This window comes from Neisseria sp. P0021.S005, assembly GCF_051956955.1.
This window is the reverse complement of sequence record NZ_JBQCWY010000715.1, coordinates 1-1,525: the sequence shown is the minus strand read 5'-3', so window position 1 is coordinate 1,525 and position 1,525 is coordinate 1. Positions and strand designations below refer to the sequence as shown.

The following is a 1,525-nucleotide window of genomic DNA, read 5'->3' as shown; positions in this document are numbered from 1 at the left end:
TCTTCATCGTCGCTGTCGATATGGTAGTCGTTTGGATCGAAGCGCACCTGCTGCATCACAGCTTGCGCCAATGCTTGTTCCTGTACGACATCAAATTCAAATTTTTCCAAAATCTCATTCAATAGGCGGATTTCACCGTCGCTGAAAGATTCGCTGTGTTTGACAATGAGGCGTTGATAATCTTCATTGCTGATTTTTTCGTGAAGTAAATCGGTCTGGATAGTCATGATTTTTATTGTTGAAATAAGATGGTCAAGGTGCGGATTATAGCGGATATTGTGGTGGCTGTTTTAAAGGACGTCTTTAAGTTGACGGGCTTTGGCAGATGTGGGGATAAATCTGTTCAATTCAATATTGACTGCCTGAAAATCGCGGCTATCAAAAAAATCGCCGATACGTATGGTTTTTCTCTGATAATCGAAAGCCCATACGCCTTGCCCACATTTTTGGATACGTAAAATATTGGGGACATTGTGAATTTTTCGTTTCATACCATTTTGGTATATGCTTTCGTTTGGCAACCTCTGTTTCCTTCCTTGTGCAATAGGAGCTTTGGGAATATGGTCACGAGAATGCCATTCGGAGATTTCTGACAATGGGAAACTACGCCAACGCCCAATGGAGAACAAGGTATAACCATGAGACAGCGTATGGTTACGGATCTTGATGTTTTCACGTCCGAAAAGTTGCCAAAGAATGCTGTGAACAAGCGAACCCACTAAGTAGAAAGTAAAAAGTAAAGGGATGAGAATAGCTTCTAAATTAGTGAAATAGTGTTCTTCAAGGTAAAACGGCGCGATGCATGTAAGAGCAAAGGAAAACATAAGAAATACTGCGGTAAAACCGATTTCCTGCGAGTCATGTACAACACGCGCAGATATGGTAATGCCGTCGGGCATACACTCGATTTTATAACGCGAAGATGTCATCAATATCCTCCTACTTTGTCTGCCTGATATGCTTTTTGCAGCGGTGTAATTTGCGCTAAGCGGGCATGATCAATTTGTTCAGCGATAAGGTGCGCTTTTCCTTGCGCGCGACACTCGGCTGCAATTTTGCCTGCATCTACTTGGTTGGCGGCTTCAAGTAAGGCCAGCCAGTGTTCGCGTTGCGGATAGGGGGTATCTTCAAGATTCAGACGGCCTTGTTTGTCGGCCACGCAGACGTTTAAGGCCGTCTGAAAACGTTCGGGGCGGCGGAATGCGTCGGTTTTTTTCAAAACATTCAAAATGGTTTTGCTTTTGAACTGCCCGACTTGATGGAGCATGATGTGCCAACGGCAGACAAGTTCGGCAAGCTCGGCGCAGTGTTTGGGTGCGCGCAGGCGTTGATTGACTTCGCGGACGGGTTCGACGCCGTTGACGTCGTGTCCGTAATTTTTCAGCAGGGCGTCAGCCGGTGTTTTTTCCTTTCCCAAGTCGTGCAACCAAGCAGCACAGTGTTCAGAGAAGGAGAAGTTCACTTCCGAGGACCGTTGTACAAACACCCGCATCTTAACCCCACTGGCAACTTCAGGATGACCATC

The 1,525-nt window shown here is 45.8% G+C and carries 2 protein-coding genes and 1 pseudogene; all 3 read right to left on the bottom strand.

Annotation, left to right across the window (positions count from 1 at the left end; all coding sequences use genetic code 11):
* Positions 1-227, bottom strand: a 227-nt coding sequence (locus ACTHUE_RS18630; protein WP_440424146.1) for a hypothetical protein, incomplete at its 3' end; no start/stop codon positions are given.
* 63 nt (positions 228-290) lie between these two features.
* Positions 291-929 (bottom strand): hypothetical protein, encoded by a 639-nt coding sequence (locus ACTHUE_RS18625; RefSeq protein ID WP_315039573.1) that lies wholly within the window; start codon positions 927-929, stop codon positions 291-293.
* Positions 929-1,525: pseudogene (cca, locus tag ACTHUE_RS18620) on the bottom strand (multifunctional CCA addition/repair protein); the annotation flags it as partial. The pseudogene cca and the gene ACTHUE_RS18625, both read right to left, overlap by 1 nt.